This is a genomic window from Cupriavidus sp. 2KB_3 (assembly GCF_052115685.1).
GTDB classification, from domain to species: domain Bacteria; phylum Pseudomonadota; class Gammaproteobacteria; order Burkholderiales; family Burkholderiaceae; genus Cupriavidus; species Cupriavidus campinensis.
This window is the reverse complement of record NZ_JBFRHD010000007.1, coordinates 26,328-42,553: the sequence shown is the minus strand read 5'-3', so window position 1 is coordinate 42,553 and position 16,226 is coordinate 26,328. Positions and strand designations below refer to the sequence as shown.

The following is a 16,226-nucleotide window of genomic DNA, read 5'->3' as shown; positions in this document are numbered from 1 at the left end:
CGCTATTTCTGCGCATGTCCGCCTGGCGTCTTCGGCAGGCGAGTCACACAAGACATCGGCGTATTGTCGCTCCAGTGGGTGCTAAGTAACCGGCGGCGCCTCAGATCCCTCCGAACGTTGATAAAAGTATCTCCACAGCGGGACAGCGCCTCTTCGAAGGTCTTCTGGCCTGGCGTGTACAGAAAGATCCTATAGATCTTGTGTACTCCCATGCCGTCGTCCAGATGCCAGACCGCAAAATCTTCATGCCCATCGAAATTGAAATCCGCAACCTCGATATGAAGCGGGCGTTCGCTAGAAGGGAGCGTGAGTTTGCCACTTCCCGAGCCGGGGATCATCTCTATGGATTCTATAATCTGGTGAATTCTCCCAATTTTTTCCTCCGTGCGTTGCTCCTGCACACCACTGCGACCGGGTGGGCGCTCTAGTTCCGCAGAAATAAATACTGATAGTCGCGTTGGGGTTGAAATAGAAGCTGCCGCAGCGAAATAGCAAACGGCAGGATGGCGCACACTGTTTTTGAACTCCTCACACAGGACCGACGTGGCCTCATGGACATCGAAGCTCCCCAAAGTTACTGGGTCTGTGGCATAGGCCCATCCGAAGCCACCTTCGACGAAGACCATTCGATCGTCTGGAAGCGCGTCCAACTGCGCCTTGCTTTCTTTCGGCAGGTCACCATATCTGAGGAATCCATTGGATTCAGCCACAGCATCCAACGCGCTCTCAAGGAAGCAGGCTGTGACCTCCACCGATCCGGCAGGTATTACAACGCAAATTGCCTCATCAGCGCGGGTGAAAATCTGGGAGTAGCCGGGGATTTTAACTATAGTCTTTCCCGGCAGGCTAACCACAGTCTCGTTTGCGCTGACGCCACCGAACGAAAACAACAAAATAGCGGCGATGGCAACGACCACTAGGGAGGTCCTCATATCAATCCATCAACAAAACGGCAATTCGGCGAGTTTGCATGATCCGCTCGCGCAGGCCGTTCGGTTCGCCTTGCCTATTCAATCCGTTAATCGCACGCGAAACCTTGAAGACTGCGCTATCCGAGATGCTCCCTTCTTCCACTGTGGAATTGATTGATAAATATCGATTCGAAGCTGCACCGGCCGTCCAATACCACCCGCCAGCATCAATGCAATCATAGGCATTGTTACTGATCTGCTGAGGATTATCGATAATTGGTGGGCACCTCTTCTTTACCGCCCACCAATACGAATCGAATGATGTCGATCCTAGCCAGCCTCGGTACACCCAGTATTTTGAGTAATTCTCCCTTCCCGTGAGCTGCTTATAGCCCCGTCCGCGATACTTTCTCCCATCATCGCTTTCGACGTTCCCCAATCGTTTGTCAAGATACTCGAAGTATGTATCATCAGCATTATTATAATAGCCGTTGGCCTCGGATTGAAGGCTTGCAGTAAAATACTTAGAGGATGCCTCCATCATGCGCGCCAAAAAATTCGATTCGATCCCGCCTTGTGCCATAAAATGAACAGCGCGCGTTGGAGTACGAATCAAGTACTTCCGCATCACCTGATTGAGTGCCGCACCGTATTTGGCGCGCGTTTTCTCTGGATCTGGAGTTTCTTTGTGGTTATATAGGCTGTCCGGATAAATCCGGCTGAGTTCCTTCGGCGATATCCAGAGGCATTTCCTGAAATGCCGAATAAATGCCAGCGGATGGAAGAACCACAGCTTCTCCGTGGTGGTGGGCGGCAGCCCGGTCTTGTCCCAGAACTGAACCTTGCCGAGGAACGCCATGAACCGGTCATAGCCCGCCGGGTCGCCTCCGTAGAACTCTCCGGGCTCCTTCAGCTTCCGGTATCGCACCTCATTGTTCGACCGATCCCACTCCGACGGCATCTCGCACACCAGCCCTCGCAGCTTTTCCCTGACGCCCTCCCCCATTTGCACGTAGTAGCGCAATGTCTTGGTCGCGGAGCTTCCGGCATACGGGTTATGGCCGGGATTCTTGTCCTTCAGCAGATCCTTGAGCAAATCGATATCGCACAATCCGTCCTGCGCGAAGGGCCCCGTGCCTTCGCTCACCTTTTCCCAGCCCATGAAACTAGGGAAGTCCGCGTCGGATAGTTTCTGGATGCCCGCGTTGTGAATATCGACGTACCCTTGCTTGTCCGAATCGAACGCCACGCGGAACCATGTCACCCGATTTCCGGCCGCCAACGTTTCAGGCCGGCTAAGAATGCGGCCGAAGCGCAAAAGCTCGTAGCCGTCGCTGGGGCAGGCCGGGTAAAGGGCACAAGCACGTGCGTACATGTCGTACTCGTAGTCTTTCTCGAGAATCGGCTGCGCTGTCAGCAGCGTGCGCTGCCCCTCTGCGTCATCGCGCCATACACGCGTCAGTCTCTGCCCACCCCGGAATTTCACCTCGATATAGAGCTTCCGATCCGTCGCTGCGATACCCTGCAGGGGCGGAAATTCAACGCCATTCAGTTTGTCTTTACTCGTGCCGGGTGGCTGTGCCAGGATTGGCAGCCCAGCCGGAATGACGTAATAGCTATCACCCCAATAATCCGTCGAGGCAGGGGTCGAAGGAGTGGCCCGCCCCAGCTGAGTCTCATTGAAGTACGCCTCGAAATCTGCCCGGGCCATGAATATCTCGAAGTGCAGGTACTTGTCTCCGTTGCACTGACCTATCCAGCCCAGAATATCTTTGCGGCAGACCTTCTTGCCCTCGCCGGACGCTACGCCGGTCGGCATGCGTAGCCACTCCGGCAAGTCCTTCGGGTTGCAATTGCCGCCGTAGCCGCCCAAATGGCGCAAGTGCATGTAGAGTGAATAGAACCGCAACCTGCGGTTTTCACCGGTTTCCGTCTCGTGCCGTAAGAGCACGAATCCAATATCGCTGTCTTTGACTGCCCCGTCGGGTCCGTCCAGGTGCTGGCAAACGCGATAGGCCACCACTTCGCCATCGGCAATCGCGCGAACAGCCTCGTTCAGGCTTCCGGACGCGATGTGGCAACCGCCGTGCCAGCGCCGGTCTCCGCTGATTGGGTAAATGAGATTACGCTGTTCGCCCTTATCCGCCAGAGCCATGACATCCGCCGATGCGTCAGTCTGGCTTGCGCCGATGGGGCTAGGGAGAAACGGAGGACTGATGAGCATGAGCCGCCAAGCAGTAAGCCGATAGGAGTCGGCATACTAGAAGCGGCGAGCGGCACACTGCAATCGCAGTTTTCCGAAATCTGCCTGACGCGAGAGCTTTTCAACCACGCTCAGTTAAGTTATGGCGCCAACACGCCCATCGCTACTTGAAAAACACCCCCCGCGTCAGGAACGTGTAGTCCGCCTCTTCCGCCATCAGCCATACCAGCACCAGCAGGCACAGCGGCGGCAGCAGGATGGCGCAGATCAGGGCCATGCGCTCCCACGCCATGTGCATGAACACGGCGATGATCAATCCGGCTTTCAACGCCATGAAGATCAGAATCAGGGCCCAGCGCAGGAAGCCCTGCACGTGGAAGTAGTCCACCATGTACGACATCGTGGACAGGATGAACAGCAGGATCCAGACCTTCAGGTACAGGCCGATCGGGTGGGCCTGTCCGCCATGCGACGACGGTTCGGTGGCCAGATCGGGAGCGGTGGGAGTCGATGCCATGGCCAGCCTCACCAGAGATAGAACAGCGCGAAGATAAAGACCCAGACCAGGTCCACGAAGTGCCAGTACAGCCCGGCGATCTCCACGGGCTGGTAGTTGCCCGTCACGTCGTAGTGCCCCTGCCGCACCTTGTTGGCGATGACGAGCAGGTAGATCACACCACACGACACGTGAAAGCCGTGGAAGCCGGTAATCATGAAGAACGTCGATCCGAACTGCGCCGCGCCCATCGGGTTGCCCCACGGCCGCACGCCTTCGTGGATCAGCTTCGACCATTCGAACGCCTGCATGCCGACGAACGATGCCCCGAGGACCGCCGTGGCCAGCATCAGCATCGCGCATTCGCGGCGCTGGCGCCGGTAGGCGAAGTTGACGGCCATCGCCATGGTGCCGCTACTCGTGATCAGCACGAACGTCATGATGGCGATCAGGATCAGCGGCACCTGCCGGCCGGCGATCTCCAGCGCGAACACCTCGCTCGGATTGGGCCACGGCACCGTCGTCGACATCCGCACCGTCATGTAGCCGGTCAGGAAGCAACTGAATATGAACGTGTCGGACAGCAGGAAGATCCACATCATGGCCTTGCCCCACGACACCTTGAAGGCCATCTGGTCCGACGACCAGTCTGCGAGCAGGCCCTTTACGCCGGACGGCAAATGGTCTGCCATGCCGTGCGCCGGCGGCGTGGGTGACGTCGGCGATGTGGGCGACGAAACTGGCGAGGTCATTGGTATTCCCCCTCTCTGCTAGGCGGTGCCGCAGATGTAGCGGACGATCTCGGGCGTCAGCCAGCCCAGCGCACCCAGCAGCACGAGCCACAGCGCCAGCAGGAAGTGCCAGTACCGGGTGCACAGGCCGATACGTGTCACCGTGCGCGTGCCGCTGCCGCGATCCATCGCCACATAGGCGAATGCGACCAGACCGCCCACCACGTGCAGGCCATGCATGGCCGTGAGCAGGTAGAAGAAGCTACCGGCGGGATTGTTGGCCGGCACCACATGCAGCGCGTACAGCGCCTGCCAGGCCCAGAGTTGCGACACCACGAAGGCCGCAGCGCCAAGACCGCCCAGGCGCAATGCCGTGCGTGCGTGCTCCATATGCCCCGCCCGCGCGGCGCGCGTGGAAAGCTGCATCGCCACGCTGGCCGCAGCCAGCAGTCCCGTAGACAGCCACACCTGCCAGGGCAGCGCCACCCGATGCCAGTCCGGGCTGTCCATCCGCATTGCAAAGGCGACAAGAAACAGCGAGAACAGCGACGTGACAACGCCAATAAACGCCCACAGGCCAATGCTGCCGGGCGCGCGCACCTCGCGGTCGTGCATGGCGCCGCCCCCGCCGGGGCCGCTGTTCGGCCCCTCGCGCGAGACCCGGAACACGCCTGACGGCGATGGCGTGGCGATCGATTCGGCGTTCATGCGACGGCCCCCTTGCTTTCGTACGGCTCCGGTTCATGCCCACCGGCTTCCGGCGGCGCATTCTGGGCAATGAAGTCCTCCGGCGCGCCAGGCACGCTGTACGCGTAAGCCCAGCGATAGACCACCGGCTGGTGCGGCCCCCAGTTGCCATGCACGGGCGGCGTATCGGGCGTCTGCCATTCCAGCGACGCCGCGCGCCATGGATTCGGGCCGGCGGGCCGTCCGTGCCGCACGCTCCATGCGAGGTTGAAGACGAACAGCAGCTGTGCGAAGGCCACCACGAACGCGGCGATCGAGATATACATGTTCATCACGTGCGCCGACTCGGGAATGAAGCTGTAGTTGTCGAACGCGTAGTAGCGGCGCGGCATGCCCAGCACACCGAGGTAGTGCATCGGGAAGAAGATGGCGTAGGTGCCGATGAAGGTGACCCAGAAGTGGATATGCCCCAGCGTGTCGTTGAGCATGCGCCCGGTCACCTTGGGATACCAGTGGTACAGGCCACCAAACACCACCAGGATCGGCGACACGCCCATCACCATGTGGAAATGCGCCACCACGAAATAGGTGTTGGAGAGCGGAATGTCCACGCTGACATTGCCGAGGAACAGGCCGGTCAGCCCGCCAATCACGAAGGTGCTGATAAAGGCAATCGCGAACAGCATCGGCACTGAGAAATGGATATCGCCACGCCACAGCGTGATGACCCAGTTGTAGACCTTGATGGCCGTAGGCACCGCGATGATCAGCGTGGTCGTGGCGAAGAAGAAGCCGAAGTACGGGTTCATGCCACTGACGAACATATGATGCGCCCACACCACCACGGAAAGCAGCCCGATGGCGAGGATGGCCCACACCATCGTGCGATAGCCGAAGATGCTCTTGCGGGAATGCACGCTGACAAGGTCCGAGACGATGCCGAACGCAGGCAGCGCCACGATATAGACCTCCGGATGCCCGAAGAACCAGAACAGGTGCTGGAACAGCAACGGGCTGCCGCCCTTGTAGTCGAGCTGCTGGCCCATCGACACCATCGCCGGCATGAAGAAACTCGTGTGCAGCGTCTTGTCGAGCAGCATCATCACGCCCGAGACGAACAGCGCCGGAAACGCCAGCAGCGCGAGGATGGTCGCCATGAAGATGCCCCACACGGCCAGCGGCATGCGCAGCAGCGTCATGCCCTCGGTGCGCGCCTGGAGCACGGTGGTCACGTAGTTCAGGCCGCCCATCGTGGCGGCCACGATAAAGATCAGCAGCGACACCAGCATCAGGATGACGCCCCAGTCATAGCCAGGTGTGCCGGGCAGGATCGCCTGCGGCGGGTAGAGCGTCCAACCTGCGCCCGTTGGCCCCCCAGGCACGAAGAAGCTCGCCAGCAGTACGATCACCGACAGGAAATAGACCCAGAAGCTAAGCATGTTGAGGAACGGGAACACCATGTCACGTGCGCCCACCATCAACGGGATCAGATAGTTGCCAAAACCGCCCAGGAACAGCGCCGTCAGGAGGTAGATCACCATGATCATGCCGTGCATGGTGACAAACTGGTAATAGCGATTGGCGTCGATGAAATCGAACTTGCCCGGGAAGCCCAGCTGCATCCGCATGAGGTTGGAGAGCGCAACGCCGACCAGCCCTACGATGATCGCGACGATGGTGTACTGCACCGCGATCACCTTGTGGTCCTGGCTCCAGATGTAGCGCGCCCCGAAGCTCTGCGGGCCGTGGTGGGCATCATCGGCGTAAGCCATCTCATCCTCCTCCCGCGCGTTACTGCGTTACTTGCCCGCCTGCGGCGTGGCGGCCGCGCCGCTGCCGAGCGAACGGATATAGGCGGTCAGCGCGGTGACTTCCGCGTCGGAGACCGGCAATGGCGGCATCAGCGGCCCGAAGCCCTTGACCAGCCGCGCGTGCGGATCGACGATCTCGGTCTTTACGAACGCATCGTCCACCTGCGCGCTGCTGCCATCGGCAAACGTCTGCGTGCTGCCGTACAGCCCCTTCCAGGTCGGCCCCACGCCGGGCTTGCCGTCCACGCTATGGCACGCCACGCAACCCTTGCTCTGCGCCAGCGCGCGGCCCTGTTCGACGAGGTCGGTGCCGGAAGCCACTGTGGTCTCGGGCGTGGGCGTTGCCGCCGTACCCGGTGCCGCAGCCATCGGCGGCGCGCTCTTGGCCATCGTCATCGCGAAGGTCTGCTGCTTGGCGAGCCATGCGTCGAACGAAGCCTGATCCTCCACAACCATGTGGCCGCGCATGTTGTAGTGCCCCACGCCACACAGCTGCGCGCAGAGGATGTCGAACTTGCCGGCCTGTGTGGGCGTGAACCAGAACGAGGTGACCATGCCCGGCACCATGTTCATGCGCGCGCGGATCGGCGGTACGTAGAAGTCGTGCAGCACGTCTTTCGAGCGCAGCAGCACCTTCACCGGCCGGTTCAGCGGCAGATGCACTTCGGGCCCCACCACGACGATGTTGTCCTGCCCGCGCGGATCATCGGGATTGATCCCGAGCGGGTTGGACGCCGTGACGAAGCGCGCATCGGATGTACCGAGCTGCCCGCTCTTGCCCGGAAAGCGAAACGCCCATTGCCACTGCTGGCCCACTACCTCCACCACCATCGCATCGCGCGGCGGCCGCACGTAGTCGGCGTAAACGATCAGCCCCGGCGCCAGCATCGCGATGATGCCGATGGCGGTGAGACCGATCAGCCATAGCTCGAGCTTGCGATTCTCCGGCTGATAGGCGGCGCGATGCCCCGCGCGATGGCGGTAGCGCCACACGATGTAGCCGACGAACAGGTTGATGACGATGAAGAAGAAGCCCGTGATGACCAGCGTAATGGTCAACGTATCGTCCATCTGTTTCCAGTTGGACGCGAGCGGCGTCGCCCACCACGGGCTCACGAAATGAAAGAGCACCGAAGCGACGACGATGACGACGAGTGCGATGGCTATCGCCATATCCACCCTCCTCCACGCGGAGGCAGTACCGCGAGGGATGCGCAGGTCACGCAGGTGGAATAAGACTAGTGCATGGTCTCAGGTCACTGCAAGGCGACATCGCCGCGCCGTCGTGCGGCGATGCACAAACTCGCCAGGGCTCTAGTGCGATACGTCGCGGCTCTCCAGCTTCCAGTAGCAGAGCGCGATGGCCATGCCGAACACCAGGTGCCCGATCAGCGTGTGCCAGCCGCGCGCGTCCACGAACCACGGAAATGCCCGCGTCATGACATAGAAGTTGAACAGGTAGACCACCAGCCCGAACACGGCGCCGGTCAGCATCGACATGCCCACGCTCGAATCGAGCTGGAACGGCGCGATGAGCGCACAGAGCACCATGCCAAGTATCGCGCCCAGCACGAAATGGATGATGACGGCCACGGCCACGGTTCCCACGCTGAACAGCGAGGTCTGCAACACGTCCTGGCCCATTACGATGGCGGCGATCATGCGCGTGGTGCCCCATGGATGGACCCCCGATACCATCGTCGACCAGAACATCTCGAGCACGATCAGCAGCGCGCCGGCTGCGAGTCCCGATACGGCGGCCGCTGTCCAGTCTGGCAAGCGGCGCACGTAATGGTGCGATTGCATGTGAAGTTCCATGGCGTCCTCCTACGTCGAACATTGATTCCGATTCAACGCGCAGCACCCGGCGGCGCCGTGGTGTGCGCTGAGTCCAGCATAGGACACGCGCCCGCACGTGGCGGCCCCGCGCCCCGACTCGCGTACCGTCGCGCCCGCCATGTCTCGTGAGAGATACCTGGGGCGTTGCGTGCGCTGCACGCACGTTTCAAACGCTGCGGGAGAACCCTGAGTCCGGCGGCCTTGTATTCGCCACACAGGGCCTATACTGGAAACACAAAGAAGCAAGACAGGAGACCGCCATGATCCACCTACAGGCGCACGATCTTGTATTTTTGATCCCCATGGCGCTCGTCGGGCTACTGGCGATGGGCGCGATTCCGGTGGCCGCCAAGGCGCTACGCATCAGCTGCCGTTGCGCCGGCGCAATCATCGGCGTCTTGTTGGGCGTGCTGGTCCTGGAGGCGCTGCCGCTGCTGATCTAGGCAAGACCCGCAGCGAAGCGCCTCTGTGAGAGAGAAGGAGAGGCGCGATGTCACTCACCCTGCTCGCCGCCCTGATGGCGGCGCTGCTCGTCGTGACTGTCGCGAGCGCGATCTGGCGCTGCAGCCATCCGTACCGGATGCGCTACAACCGCTGCGCGCGCGAGCGCAGGCGCCGCATGGGCATTTGCCGCCAGCCACCGCGCCACCACGGATGACGGGGGCCGATGCCTGGCCCCCGCGCCCGGCCATCCCCATCATTGTCGAATCGAGAAATCGACCCGGTTCGGTCCGCCTTTGTCCTTGATCCCTTCAGCCGTCAGCTTCGGCGCGGTCAGGAATAGTTTCGCGTCTGGCACCTTGCCATCGCGTTCCAGCGCCTGCTTGACGGCCAGCGCACGCTGGTCAGCCAGCGCCCGCAACTCGGTATCGGTCACCGGGGCGTGTTCCAGCAGCAGCTTTTCCATCTCCTGGGTAGACAACGACTTGTTCAGGCCGATGAAGTTGGTGGGCTTCCTGAACGACTCGCGCTTGTACACGGCTTCCAGGTACTTCGGATACTCCTGCGGCGACACCGTCACCCGCGCGCCCTGCTCGCCGCCCTCGCCCTCCTCCGCCTGCGCGCCCGCTTGTGCGCTGCGGCGCAGCTCGCGCTGCTTGGCTTCTGCCACGCGCTGGTCCAGCCAGACGCGGCGGGCGCCATCGGCATCGGTCGCCGGATCGATCCGCCCGCTGATCTCCAGACGCAACGAAGGCCGGTCGTTGAGTGCCTTGCCCACCGTAGTGATCTTGTCGCGCGCGGCGTCGGTCAGCGCGGAGGAACCCGGCGCGAACTCGATATAGCCCAGTTCCTCGCCACTGCCGCCAAACGCCGAGGCAATCAGCGAAAACGGGGATGTGATGGCTTTGGTCAGCAGGTTGACGATCACACGCACGATCACGCCCCCGATGCTGAACTCGGGGTCGGACAGCGACCCCGACACCGGCAGGTTCACGTCGATCACCCCGTTGCGGTCCTTCAGCAGCGACACGGCCAGCAGCACCGGCAGCTTCACCGCGTCCGGGCTGTCTACGCGCTCGCCGAAGGTCAGCTGATCCAGGTAGAGGTGGTTGCGGGCGTCGAGCTTGCCATTCTCGATCTTGTACCCCACGTCCACCGTGAGCTTGCCCTTGGTGATCGGGTAGCCGGCGTACTTGGCCGCGTAGGGGGTCAGGCGCGTCAGCTCCACGCCGGCCGCCTTCGCGGCGATGTCGAGATACAGCTGCTCGCCGAGCGGATTGATCTTGCCGCTGATGCTGACCGGCGCGTCGTCGTCGAGCCGCCCGTCGAGCACGAGATCTGCTGGCGTCGGGTCCGCCGACGACACCTTCGACACCGAGCCCTTCATGTCGGTCAGGTTCGCCGAATAGTTCGGCTTGACGAAGAAGTCCGAGAAATTGATGTTGCCCTTCTGGATCGCCACGCCGCCGAGCCGGATCTGCGGACGCGGGCCAGCGGGTGCCGGCGCCGCGGCCGGTGCCTTGGCCTGCGGGGGCGGGGCTGCCGGCGCGGAGGCAGCGGGTGCCGAGGCAGGATTGGCCTGCGTCAGGCTAGTGGAAGGCGCCGCCTCGCCCTTCTCCGCGCCGCCCGCCATCACGTCCTGCAGGTTGAGGCGGCCATTGGCATTCAGGATCACGCGCGCATAGAAGTCAGACAGCGACACGCTGTTGATACCCAGCTGCAGCGGCCCCTTGGCCTCGTCCATGTTGAAGTCGACGCCGGTCACGGCCAGCGCGCGCCAGCGCAGGAAGTCCTCGCCACTGATGCGGTCCACCGTGCGGACGTTGCCAGCCAGCACGTTGCCGTTGAAGCGCGCCGCAATCGGCTTGCCGGTTGGCGCCACCACACCGAGCTTGCCCTTCACAGACAGCAGGCCGCTGCGCAGCGCCGCGTTGAAGCGGTCCGCCATGTACGGCTGGAGCGACGTCATGTCGATGTCGCGCAGGTCCACCTGCAATTGCGCGGCCGGCAGCGTCGGCGTGACATCGCCGTCCAGGCTCATCACGCCCTTGCGGCCACTCTCCGCGTACAGCTTCATCGGCATCGCGCCGGCCGCGAGCGGCCACGTCACGGTGCCCGTGGTCAGGCCGATATTGCGGAACTGATGGATGACCGGCCGGCCGCGATTCGCCTCGGCCGGCGCATAGTCCGCCAGCCGCGCGGCGCCCCCTTCGACCGACACCTTGCCCAGCCGGACTTTCCAGCCCGGCGGAGCGGCGGTGCCGTTGCGGCCATTCGGGGCGCTGGCGGTGGCCGCAGCCGGGGCGGCCTTGGCCGGCGCCGCCTTCCGTTCGGCGGACTCCACCGCCCAGATGCGGGCCATTTCCAGCAGTTCGCCGTGATAATCGCGCGTGGCGGCGATCTGCGGCTTCACGAGCGAGACCTGTCCGGCCTCGAAGTTCTGCCGCGCCAGGTCGAGGTTGATGTCCTCGAGCACAAGCTTGTCGGCCCTGACCAGCGGCAGCTTGTCGCCCTCCAGATCGGCGGCGCGGCGCGTGACGCGCAGACCGCGGCCCCTGCCATTGCCCGCGTTGTTGCCCCGGGCAGCCGATTCGGCGCGTGCGGCTTGCCGTGCCGCTTGCCGTTCGACATTGGCCGGGCGTTCGGCTGCAGCCGGGGTGGCCGGCAGGACGATCGGCTCGCGCGTGGCCACGTAGACCGGCGACAGTTCCAGCCGGGATTTCTCCAGCGTGAACTGGAACACCGGCTGGGACCACGCCATCTTGTAGTGGAGTTCGGCATTGATGCCGGTGTCGCCAAACTGACTGCGCAGTTCGCGCGGCCACCAGGCGGCGAAGCCCTGCGGCCGCAGCCCCGTGGATTCGAGCGTGCCGGCCAGCGTGCCCTGGGTCAGCGCCAGCTCCCCGGTGTGCCGGAGCGTCTGGCCGTCGGCGATGGTCACCGTGGCGTCGAGCTTCGCCGGCTTGTCGCCGGTGCTGGCCAGCCCGGCCACGTCCACGCTGACCGGGCCGAGATCGAGCTTGCCGGGGCCGGATGGGGCGAGTTCATCGACAAAGCCAATTCGCGCATTCTTGAGCGCCACGCGCTCCACGGCATAGGACCACGGCACCTCGTCGGCCTTCGGCGGCGCCTGCACGCCGGCAGCGGCCGGGGCGGAGGCGGAGGCGGAGGCGGCGGGCGCAGCCGGGGCGGCGGCAGGCGCCGGCGCCGGTGCCGGTGCTTTCGCGGCTTCCGGCAGAAAGGCCGTGGCGAGGTTCAGCGTGCCGTCGGCGCGCCGGGCGGCCTGCAAACCCAGACCCTCCAGCTCGATGCTGCGAATCTGCGCCTTGTGTGCGAGCGGCTCGAGCCGGCCCACGTCCACGGTCAGCTTGCCGGCCTTGAGCAGTTCTGCGCCCACGTGCGTGCGCACATCGGCATCGCGCAGGGTCACCGTGCCGGTGACGAACAGGTCCTGCTTGTCCTTGTCCTGCCGGAACCCGATATTCAGGCGCGTATCGACCAGCCCGCCCTTGACCTCGGCATCTTTCAGGCGCGGCGCGAACGCCATGTAGCGCGCCACCTCCAGGCCATCCAGGTTGACGTTGAGATTGGTCTCGCGCGTGTCGGCAAACGGCTGCGTGGTGCCAGCCAGCGCCAGCGGCGTGCCATTGATCTTCGCAAACAGCGTCGGCCGCGTGTTGATCGTGGCGTCGTGCGGCAGGTTCGAGAGGAAGGGCAGCGTCAGCGTGAAGTTTTCCACGCGCTGCACCGTATCAAGCACCTTGTCCTCGTAGACGAAGCTGGAGTTGGACACCGCGATATTGCTGACGGAGAAACGCGCCGGCTTGCTGTCAGCCGGCTTGGGCGGCTGGGCGGCAAAGCGCTCCTGCACATCGGCGAAATTCATGCGCCCCTGTGCGTTACGCGTCACACGGACGGCCAGCCTGTCGATATGGAGGAAATCCACCACCGGCGCGAGGTGCCACACCGAGGCCGCCGAGGTATTGGCCTCGATCTGCCCCAGCGTCACCATCGGCGTCTTGCCGTCAGGCTCGAAAATGGTCAGGTCGTTCAGCGTCGCGGCCAGCTCGAACGGCCGCACGTGTGCCGCGCCGAGCGTGACCTTGCGGCCCAGCGCCTCGGTCGCGTTCTTCTCGACCAGATATTTGATCAGCGGCGGTCCGCCAAAGTAGCCGGCGAGTCCGAAAATCGCCAGCGCGGCTACCGCACCGCCCGCCACGCGCAACGCCACCCGCCTGCGGGGCGTCGCCATGGCCGCCCCGGTGGCGGCCTGGATGGAATCCTTGAAAGCCATGTCACCCCAGAAGATTTGACCCCACACGCCAATGTCGTCGGCTTTTTTTATGGTTCGCCGATGGCGCTTTGTATCCCGGATTTCACTTCTTTTGGCATTATTGTGACGGATTATGGCAGGCCGACGGGCGATTTTGAATCCGGCCGCGCCAAAATCAAATGGCGGGTGGGTCGTTCTGGTATCTTTACGCCTTTGCGAAGCGTCCCGTGGCGCCCCCGCCGGCCTACCCGCCGGCCACAGGCTGTCCATTCCGCGCTGTCATCCGTTCGGCCGTCCCCTCCACGTCATCCGTGTTGCGCGCTTCGCATGTGAATTCACCATGCGAGTCATTTCATGCCTACCACCAGCAGTACTGTCGGGGCACTGGGGGCGCAGGACGGCAAAGCCGCCCGCCCGCTGACCGGACAGGATTACAAGACGCTTGCCCTCGCCGCCCTGGGTGGCGCGCTCGAGTTCTACGACTTCATTATTTTCGTCTTCTTCGCCACCGTAATTGGCGAGCTGTTCTTCCCGCCATCCGTGCCGGACTGGCTGCGCCAGCTCCAGACCTACGGTATTTTCGCCGCCGGTTACCTGGCACGCCCGCTGGGCGGGATCATCATGGCGCACTTCGGCGACCTGCTCGGCCGCAAGAAGATGTTCACGCTGTCCATCCTGCTGATGTCCGTGCCGACGATGCTGATGGGCCTGCTGCCCACCTATGCGGCGATTGGCCTGCTGGCGCCGATCGCGCTGCTGATCCTGCGGATCCTGCAGGGCGCGGCCGTCGGCGGCGAGGTGCCAGGCGCCTGGGTCTTCGTCTCGGAGCACGTGCCGCCGCGCCGCATCGGCTACGCCTGCGGCACGCTGACGGCGGGCCTGACCGCCGGCATCCTGCTCGGCTCGCTCGTGGCCACCGGCATGAACACCGTGTTCACGCCGGCCGAGCTGCATGACTACGGCTGGCGCCTGCCGTTCCTGCTGGGCGGCGTGTTCGGCATCGGCTCGATGTACCTGCGCCGCTGGCTGCATGAGACGCCCGTGTTCGCCGAGCTCCAGCAGCGCAAGGCGCTCGCCGCCGAAATGCCGCTGAAGTCCGTGGTGCGCGACCATCGCGGCGCGGTGGTCGTGTCGATGCTGCTCACGTGGATGCTCTCCGCCGGCATCGTCGTGGTGATCCTGATGACGCAGGGCTTCCTGCAAAAGTCGTATCACTTCGACGGCCGCACCGCGCAGCTGGCCACCAGCATCGCCACGCTCTGCCTGTCGGTCGGCTGCATCGTGGCTGGCCTGCTGGCCGACCGTTTCGGCGCCCGGCTGACGCTGTCGGTGGGCGGCACGCTGCTCGCCATCAGCGCCTATGTGCTCTATACGACAATTGGCGCACGCCCGGACCTGCTGATTCCGCTGTACGCGGTAGCCGGCTTCTTCGTTGGCTCGATCGGCGCCGTGCCGTACGTGCTGGTACATGCCTTCCCGCCGCAGGTGCGGTTCTCGGGCCTGTCCTTCTCGTATAACGTGGCCTATGCCATCTTCGGCGGCCTGACGCCGGTGGTGGTGACGCTGATGCTCAAGAGCGATCCGCTGGCGCCGGCGCACTACGTGGTGGCGGTATGCGTGATTGGCGTGGTGACGGCGCTGTTCGTGCGGAAGCGTTCGCACTGACGTCCCGATAGCCGCCGATAGCCGCCGCAAAGAAAAACGGGGAAGGCCAACAGCCTTCCCCGTTTTTTTATGCCCCGCTGCGCCGGTGATCGCGGAAGAACTGCCACATCAGCTTGCTGGCGTCAGGGCCCGTATCGCTGTGATAGCGCACCTTGCCGTCGCCGCCGCTCCAGGCGTGACCCAGGCCGGCCACTTCCACAAGGCGCACGAGATCGCGGTTCCAGCGGCCGAAGCGCGCATCGCGGAAGTCGCCATCCGGTACCTGCGGCGCGTCGTTGGCCGGCGTGGCGCCAAGGCGGTCGTCGAGACGGTTGTAGGCCAGGAACTGGCGCGCCAACAGGCGGCCATTGACCGGATGCACCGCTTCGTCGGCCAGCCCGTGCAGGACGATGGCCGGCATCACCGGACCGCCCGGCACCGCACCGGCGGCGTCGAGCAGCCAGGCCGGCTCGGCCGCGGAGCCATGCTGCATCGCCCGGAGCCCGGCCCGGGGCGTATCGGCGGCGCCGATCACCACGCCCGAGTGCAGCCCCACGGCCGCCACTTTGCTCGGATAGCGCAGCGCCACCACCGCGGCCATCGCCGCGCCGGCGGAAAGTCCCGCCAGATAGATCTGGTCCGCGCGCACGTCAGGGCGGCTCGCCAGTTCGTCGATCAGCATCGCCACGGCCTGCGCCTCGCGCCCGCCTTCGCCGGCGGCGAGGTCGAACCACTGCCAGCACCGCTGCACCGAGCGCCGCAGCGGCTGCTGCGGATAGGCGACGATAAAGCCCTCGCGCTCGGCCAGCGCGTTCATGCGCGTGCCGGCTGCGAGATCTTCCGGGGTCTGCTGGCAGCCGTGCAGCATCATCACCACGGGCAGCGCGCCCTTGGCGCCGGATGGAATATAGAGACGGTACGAGAGCTGCGGCACCAGTTCGCCCGGCAATGGGGCGAGGCCGAGCTTCAAGGACTGCCACGTGCCGGGCAGGTCGCCCGGCGCGGTGTCACCCGGGGCCGGCGTGCGGCGGCGGGTTGCTGGAGACGCCAAGTCGAGGCGCCCCAGCCATGTTCGGATTTGCTTTGCGGTCCGGAATTGCGTGCGACCGATTTGTCGCAGTTGCGTCTCCCAGTCCGTCGACAGGCTTTTGGCCATATGAAGACTCCTGCTCATCTAGGAACGGGCCCCC

Annotated in this window: 13 protein-coding genes; 3 read left to right on the top strand and 10 right to left on the bottom strand. The window is 63.9% G+C overall.

Features of this window, described 5'->3' with window-relative positions:
- Positions 1 to 2 precede the first annotated feature (2 nt).
- The 8 genes from AB4120_RS08960 to AB4120_RS08925 all read right to left on the bottom strand — a co-directional run bounded on the left by AB4120_RS08960 (position 3) and on the right by AB4120_RS08925 (position 8,657).
- Positions 3 to 917 (bottom strand): XAC2610-related protein, encoded by a 915-nt coding sequence (locus AB4120_RS08960; RefSeq protein WP_149138194.1) that lies wholly within the window; start codon positions 915 to 917, stop codon positions 3 to 5.
- Between the two features lie 16 nt (positions 918 to 933).
- Positions 934 to 3,066: a peptidase M23 gene (locus AB4120_RS08955; protein WP_149138195.1), complete on the bottom strand. Its 2,133-nt coding sequence runs from the start codon at positions 3,064 to 3,066 to the stop codon at positions 934 to 936.
- Between the two features lie 211 nt (positions 3,067 to 3,277).
- Positions 3,278 to 3,631 (bottom strand): cytochrome C oxidase subunit IV family protein, encoded by a 354-nt coding sequence (locus AB4120_RS08950; RefSeq protein WP_144196353.1) that lies wholly within the window; start codon positions 3,629 to 3,631, stop codon positions 3,278 to 3,280.
- Positions 3,632 to 3,639: 8 nt separating this feature from the next.
- Positions 3,640 to 4,302, bottom strand: coding sequence for a heme-copper oxidase subunit III family protein (locus tag AB4120_RS08945; RefSeq protein WP_262389858.1), 663 nt, complete (start codon positions 4,300 to 4,302; stop codon positions 3,640 to 3,642).
- Between the two features lie 78 nt (positions 4,303 to 4,380).
- Positions 4,381 to 5,049 (bottom strand): bb3-type cytochrome oxidase subunit III, encoded by a 669-nt coding sequence (locus tag AB4120_RS08940; RefSeq protein ID WP_149138197.1) that lies wholly within the window; start codon positions 5,047 to 5,049, stop codon positions 4,381 to 4,383.
- Positions 5,046 to 6,800 carry a cytochrome c oxidase subunit I gene (gene ctaD, locus AB4120_RS08935; RefSeq protein ID WP_149138198.1) on the bottom strand — a complete coding sequence of 585 codons (1,755 nt, stop codon included), beginning with the start codon at positions 6,798 to 6,800 and terminating at the stop codon, positions 5,046 to 5,048. The genes AB4120_RS08940 and ctaD overlap by 4 nt, the downstream gene beginning before the upstream one ends.
- Positions 6,801 to 6,827: 27 nt before the next feature.
- Positions 6,828 to 8,012 (bottom strand): cytochrome c oxidase subunit II, encoded by a 1,185-nt coding sequence (locus AB4120_RS08930; RefSeq protein ID WP_149138199.1) that lies wholly within the window; start codon positions 8,010 to 8,012, stop codon positions 6,828 to 6,830.
- A gap of 141 nt (positions 8,013 to 8,153) precedes the next feature.
- Positions 8,154 to 8,657: a hypothetical protein gene (locus AB4120_RS08925; RefSeq protein ID WP_149138200.1), complete on the bottom strand. Its 504-nt coding sequence runs from the start codon at positions 8,655 to 8,657 to the stop codon at positions 8,154 to 8,156.
- A gap of 281 nt (positions 8,658 to 8,938) precedes the next feature.
- Here AB4120_RS08925 and AB4120_RS08920 point away from each other — a divergent pair, with 281 nt between their 5' ends.
- Both AB4120_RS08920 and AB4120_RS08915 read left to right on the top strand, forming a co-directional pair.
- Positions 8,939 to 9,121: a hypothetical protein gene (locus tag AB4120_RS08920; protein WP_066736414.1), complete on the top strand. Its 183-nt coding sequence runs from the start codon at positions 8,939 to 8,941 to the stop codon at positions 9,119 to 9,121.
- A 47-nt stretch (positions 9,122 to 9,168) separates the two neighbouring features.
- Positions 9,169 to 9,336 carry a hypothetical protein gene (locus tag AB4120_RS08915; protein WP_187645278.1) on the top strand — a complete coding sequence of 56 codons (168 nt, stop codon included), beginning with the start codon at positions 9,169 to 9,171 and terminating at the stop codon, positions 9,334 to 9,336.
- Between the two features lie 39 nt (positions 9,337 to 9,375).
- Here the strand turns inward: AB4120_RS08915 and AB4120_RS08910 are convergent, their stop codons facing one another.
- Positions 9,376 to 13,413 carry a DUF748 domain-containing protein gene (locus AB4120_RS08910; protein ID WP_441642154.1) on the bottom strand — a complete coding sequence of 1,346 codons (4,038 nt, stop codon included), beginning with the start codon at positions 13,411 to 13,413 and terminating at the stop codon, positions 9,376 to 9,378.
- Between the two features lie 333 nt (positions 13,414 to 13,746).
- Between AB4120_RS08910 and AB4120_RS08905 the strand changes: the two genes are divergently transcribed.
- Positions 13,747 to 15,057, top strand: coding sequence for an MFS transporter (locus AB4120_RS08905; protein WP_149138201.1), 1,311 nt, complete (start codon positions 13,747 to 13,749; stop codon positions 15,055 to 15,057).
- A gap of 67 nt (positions 15,058 to 15,124) precedes the next feature.
- Here AB4120_RS08905 and AB4120_RS08900 read toward each other — a convergent pair whose 3' ends face one another.
- Complete coding sequence (locus tag AB4120_RS08900; RefSeq protein WP_441642153.1) at positions 15,125 to 16,192, bottom strand: extracellular catalytic domain type 1 short-chain-length polyhydroxyalkanoate depolymerase; 1,068 nt, start codon at positions 16,190 to 16,192, stop codon at positions 15,125 to 15,127.
- Positions 16,193 to 16,226: the final 34 nt, after the last annotated feature.

What these genes read in the sequence shown, in the direction of transcription:
- AB4120_RS08905 (WP_149138201.1), top strand. Translation starts at nt 13,747, where the DNA reads ATGCCTACCACCAGCAGTACTGTCGGGGCACTGGGGGCGCAGGACGGC.
- AB4120_RS08910 (WP_441642154.1), bottom strand. Translation starts at nt 13,413, where the DNA reads ATGGCTTTCAAGGATTCCATCCAGGCCGCCACCGGGGCGGCCATGGCG.
- AB4120_RS08940 (WP_149138197.1), bottom strand. Translation starts at nt 5,049, where the DNA reads ATGAACGCCGAATCGATCGCCACGCCATCGCCGTCAGGCGTGTTCCGG.
- AB4120_RS08930 (WP_149138199.1), bottom strand. Translation starts at nt 8,012, where the DNA reads ATGGCGATAGCCATCGCACTCGTCGTCATCGTCGTCGCTTCGGTGCTC.
- AB4120_RS08955 (WP_149138195.1), bottom strand. Translation starts at nt 3,066, where the DNA reads ATGGCTCTGGCGGATAAGGGCGAACAGCGTAATCTCATTTACCCAATC.
- AB4120_RS08945 (WP_262389858.1), bottom strand. Translation starts at nt 4,302, where the DNA reads ATGGCAGACCATTTGCCGTCCGGCGTAAAGGGCCTGCTCGCAGACTGG.
- ctaD (WP_149138198.1), bottom strand. Translation starts at nt 6,800, where the DNA reads ATGGCTTACGCCGATGATGCCCACCACGGCCCGCAGAGCTTCGGGGCG.
- AB4120_RS08915 (WP_187645278.1), top strand. Translation starts at nt 9,169, where the DNA reads ATGTCACTCACCCTGCTCGCCGCCCTGATGGCGGCGCTGCTCGTCGTG.
- AB4120_RS08920 (WP_066736414.1), top strand. Translation starts at nt 8,939, where the DNA reads ATGATCCACCTACAGGCGCACGATCTTGTATTTTTGATCCCCATGGCG.
- AB4120_RS08925 (WP_149138200.1), bottom strand. Translation starts at nt 8,657, where the DNA reads ATGGAACTTCACATGCAATCGCACCATTACGTGCGCCGCTTGCCAGAC.
- AB4120_RS08950 (WP_144196353.1), bottom strand. Translation starts at nt 3,631, where the DNA reads ATGGCATCGACTCCCACCGCTCCCGATCTGGCCACCGAACCGTCGTCG.
- AB4120_RS08900 (WP_441642153.1), bottom strand. Translation starts at nt 16,192, where the DNA reads ATGGCCAAAAGCCTGTCGACGGACTGGGAGACGCAACTGCGACAAATC.